Source organism: Hymenobacter rubripertinctus (assembly GCF_003583925.1).
Classification (GTDB): domain Bacteria; phylum Bacteroidota; class Bacteroidia; order Cytophagales; family Hymenobacteraceae; genus Hymenobacter; species Hymenobacter rubripertinctus.
This window is the reverse complement of sequence record NZ_QYCN01000080.1, coordinates 1-4,251: the sequence shown is the minus strand read 5'-3', so window position 1 is coordinate 4,251 and position 4,251 is coordinate 1. Positions and strand designations below refer to the sequence as shown.

Here is a 4,251-nt window from a genome sequence, read left to right as displayed (position 1 = left end):
TAGGTGCACAAGCCAATAAGCAGAATGTCAGCCAGTCGGTAGCGGCACTTGGCGGCTTGACGGAAGTCTTCAACTTGCAGAAAGTAGTCGCGAATCGGGTGGCTCATGACCCAAAGCTACCCCCCACCCGGCTTCATGCGTTTGCCCTGTCATTCTCCTTACAATTATGCCTTTGATAACCCTATTCGATATATTGATCCTGATGGGATGAGTCCGGATGATTATCAGTTAAAAACGGACGGAGATACTCAATTATTAAGGAGAACCGACGATAAAAAAGATGTATTATTTGCAACCGACAAACAGGGAAACGTTGATAAAGATAAAAGCATAGAAGTTGAGAAAGGTATATTAGATAACAAATCGCAGGGCAAAAGTCGTGACGGAACTAAGGTCGATACGTATTATGTCACAAAAGGAAACAAATCAGATAAAAAATTATTTGAATTCTTTGCAAAAAATTCGGATGTTGAATTCGGATTAACTAAAGTAAAAGTAGGGCAGGTTGAAATAGGTGTAATCAGTACCTCTCACGAGAATGACAAGAACAGAGCAATGCCTGACCTTGATTCTCGTTTAATCAAAAGAGGGTTGACTATTTTTGAAACTAATCATTCTCATCCACGGGGTTCATTACATATGACGGATTATCCAAGTGGATTTGCACGTGATGGAAGCATTGACTATGATGATTCAGGGGATCTGGATTATTCTCATTTTATAGAAAAAAGCAACCCAAATATTATTAATAAAATATATGATGTTAAAACTAATTCTTATATAATATACAACAGTCAAAATTTTCACAAAGAATAATGAAAATGAAAAAAATAACCACAGTGACTATTTTTTTTTATTTGAGCATTTTTTTATCAACATGTAATCATACTATCTCTCAATCTAAAATAAATTCAAATCTGATATGTATCGTTGATGAGTATATAAATTATGCAAATAATAATTCATTTTGCAATATAAATGATGGCGAAAAAATTCTAACTATTGGTGTGAAAAATTCGCAAAAATATTCTATTATAAAAATAATGAATTCTTGCCCTAGAATAAGCAGTTTTGAACTGGTTGGTTATTTTGAATATAAAGAATTTAGAATATATATAGTAGGTGAAAGAAACAATGAGTTGTTTCAGACAAAATTTCCTATTGATGATATCAAAAATAGAATTATTGAAGAAAAGAAAAGTGTGTTAGGGACATTCGGCCACCCTTGCAAGCTTAGCTTCATGTATAAAAATGGAAAATTCATAGCTTGTGATATATAGCAGTTTCGCTCTTTCACTCGTAGCAAGTTCGGGGCAACTACCGCTTCTCGTTGGCCAGCTACGATGCGGGCGGCAACCTGCTCACGCTGCGCCGCCGGGGCCTGGTGGCCCAGGCCACCCGCAGCACGCCGGCCCAGTACGCCGAGACGGACAACCTGCGCTACCGCTACCAGCCGGCCAGCACCAGCAGTGAACCGGCCAGCAACCGCTTGCTGCGGGTGGACGATCTGGCCCCCGCCGCCACGGCCTTCGGCACCAAGCTGCCCGCGCGGCCGGACTTCACGGACGGGGCGACCAGCGGGGCCACGGTGCCGGACTACGCGTACGATGCGGCGGGCAGCCTGATGAGCGACCAGAACAAGGGCATCACCAAAATCAACTACAACTATCTGCACCTGCCCGAGCGGCTGGAGTGGGCCAACGGCAATGTGCTGGAGTACACCTACTCGGCCGCCGGGCAGAAGGTGAGCAAGCGGGCCACGGAAGCGGGCAAGGCGGCCGTGCGCACGGACTACGTGGGGCCGTGGCAGTACGAGCGGGACAGTCTGCGCTGGCTGAGCCACGCCGAAGGGCGGGCCTTGTACCTGTATAAGCGGGACCCGGCGGGGCAGGTCAGCACGAAGGTGCAGTACGAGTACGTGCTCAAGGACCATCTGGGCAACCTGCGGGTGGCCTTCCACCCGGGGGAGCGCAAGACGTATCACGCCTACCTGGAGCCGAACGCTGATGAACTGCGGCGGGAGCAGTCGGAGTTTGATTCGGTGAGCGTGTCGGCCCCGATCCGGCGGGTGGACCCGTATCACCAACTGGCCTACACGGGGGTGGGCTTTGCCCTGCTCAACGCGGGCGGTACGCAACCTCAGCCGCTGGGGCCGCTCAAGCAGCTTTCGGTGGCGAAGGGCGACACTATCGACGTGGTGGCGTACGGCATGTACCAGCAGGCGGCGCAGGCCAACTGGAGTTTCTCGCTGGCCAGCTTCGTGGCTTCGTTGCTGCAACCAGCCGTGGGGCCGGCCCCGCTGACGCCGGACGGGGGGCGCAAGGTGCGGGTGTTGCCCTTGCTGAGCGTGGGGTTGGGTCTGGTGCCGGCCGTGCAGCAGCTGGCCGGCGGGGTACCGAAGGCGTACGTGCGGGTGCTGGTCTACAACGCCGATTCGGCCCTGGTGGACTGGCGCACGCAGCAGCTGACGAGTGCGGCTAATGCCACCGTGGCGGGTGGGGGCTACGAGCTGTTATCTTTACGGGTGTTCGTGCCGGCGGCGGGCTACGTGCAGGCGTACGTGGCGAATGAGAGCGACACGGACGTGTTCTTTGACGACATATCGATCGAGCACCGGCAAGGCCTGCAAGTGCAGGAGAACCACTACGACCCGTTTGGCCTCGACTTGGTGGGGCTCAGCAGGAGCGCCACGCCGCAGAACAAGTTTACCTTCAATGGCAAGGAGCGGCAGGACGAATTTGGCTTGAGCTGGCAGGATTATGGAGCTAGGATGTACGATCCTACTATTGGAAGATGGAACGTGGTAGACCCGTTGGCAAAAAAATATACAGAATTTTCACCATATAACTATGCTTTAAATAACCCAATGAGATTTATAGATCCTAATGGGAAGGAAGTAGTAGGAGTTAATAAAAACGAGGATGGCAGTTTATCTTACTCTGATAACGCTGTAAAAAACGGAACGAAGAACGTGATTGAAGCTATGACAAGCACAGAGAAAGGGGCGAAAAGTGTTGATGATATGATTGGTTCCAAGACTAAAATTAGTATTTTATTAAAAAATGGAAAAGGATCAGCATCAGGAGGATATGCTTTGACACTTTCCGGTAGCGACAAAAAGAAAAACGATGATGGGACTTATAAATCTGCAACTATTACTATATACAAAGGAGCGTATATGGAAGATAAAAAGACTAATACTGGCAAATACTCCACTGCATCAGAAAAAGAGTTCTTAAATGCTAGTGGTGTGCATGAAGGTATACATCTGACACCAGAACAAATAGTTAAAGATGAGCAACGGGGATATAGTAGTAGCCCAGATAAAATGACTGATGCTGAGTACAAGGAATATATGCAAACTACTGAAAAAAAACCACACGATGCAGAAGTTCAAACGCGGAATGAATATCATGATAAATTCAATTCATCAGTTGATTGGCAAGATGTATACAGAAGAAATTATATTAATATTCCATAGATTTTTATATCTAATTTTGTTTGTATTTTTTTATTCATTTTCTGCGTATGCGCAAACGAATGAATACAATAAAAAAACATCTTATGAGTTAGTTGATGATATGGAGTCATATGAGGATATTAGGGTATTGAATTTGAGTAATTTTGAAAATATAAATAAACATATTAAATTGATTAGTAAATATAAAAATGTAAATAAAATAATTGTAAGACACAATAAAAACATTGATATTGATAGCTTGTTTATAAATATTAAAAACCTTGATAAATTGGATACCATCGATATTTCATATTGTAATATAAAAAATATGCCTACAAGTATTAAATATATGAATACAGTTAAGGTGATATATTTATTTGGCAACTCGTTCAAATATTTACCTTCGGAAATATCATGCTTGAAAAATTTAAATAAATTATATTTTTGTCAGACAGAAGATGATTTTAGATCTTGGAGAGAAAGCGCAAAGTTGAATGCTCTATCATATTTACCTCACGCAAAAATTTTGCTTGTTGATTGTTTTGGAGGTGTTCATGGTAGATTTCTACTGGGGAAAAGAATAGTAGAAGTTAAAAAGAATAGCCTGTTTCCGGTGAATAAATAGCCCAAAAAAAGTATTTTGGCGGTGGTATAATGCGGGGTGAGTAGTATCTTACTCCCATGCTTCAGACCACGTTGACGTGTGGCAAGTGCAGCAGTGCTGACTTGCGTAAGAACGGAAGCCGCAAAGAGCAGCCGAAATACCAATGCAAAGCCTGCCGCCACCAAGC

At 44.9% G+C, this 4,251-nt stretch carries 5 protein-coding genes; all 5 read left to right on the top strand.

From position 1 onward, the window contains the following. The first annotated feature begins 105 nt into the window (after nt 1-105). Entirely contained in the window at nt 106-816 is a 711-nt protein-coding gene (locus D0T11_RS21475) for a JAB-like toxin 1 domain-containing protein (protein ID WP_119657853.1), read from the top strand. A gap of 5 nt (nt 817-821) precedes the next feature. Beyond that, nucleotides 822-1,280 carry a hypothetical protein gene (locus D0T11_RS22305; RefSeq protein WP_147374787.1) on the top strand — a complete coding sequence of 153 codons (459 nt, stop codon included), beginning with the start codon at nt 822-824 and terminating at the stop codon, nt 1,278-1,280. Between the two features lie 104 nt (nt 1,281-1,384). Further along, the gene (locus D0T11_RS21470; RefSeq protein ID WP_220473764.1) at nt 1,385-3,481 is read left to right on the top strand and encodes an RHS repeat-associated core domain-containing protein; all 2,097 of its coding nucleotides are present in this window, start codon (nt 1,385-1,387) and stop codon (nt 3,479-3,481) included. After that, nucleotides 3,447-4,085: a leucine-rich repeat domain-containing protein gene (locus tag D0T11_RS22300; protein WP_147374786.1), complete on the top strand. Its 639-nt coding sequence runs from the start codon at nt 3,447-3,449 to the stop codon at nt 4,083-4,085. The genes D0T11_RS21470 and D0T11_RS22300 overlap by 35 nt, the downstream gene beginning before the upstream one ends. A 56-nt stretch (nt 4,086-4,141) precedes the next feature. Continuing rightward, a partial coding sequence (locus D0T11_RS23645; RefSeq protein WP_449547852.1) for a transposase-like zinc-binding domain-containing protein occupies nt 4,142-4,251 on the top strand: 110 nt, incomplete at its 3' end.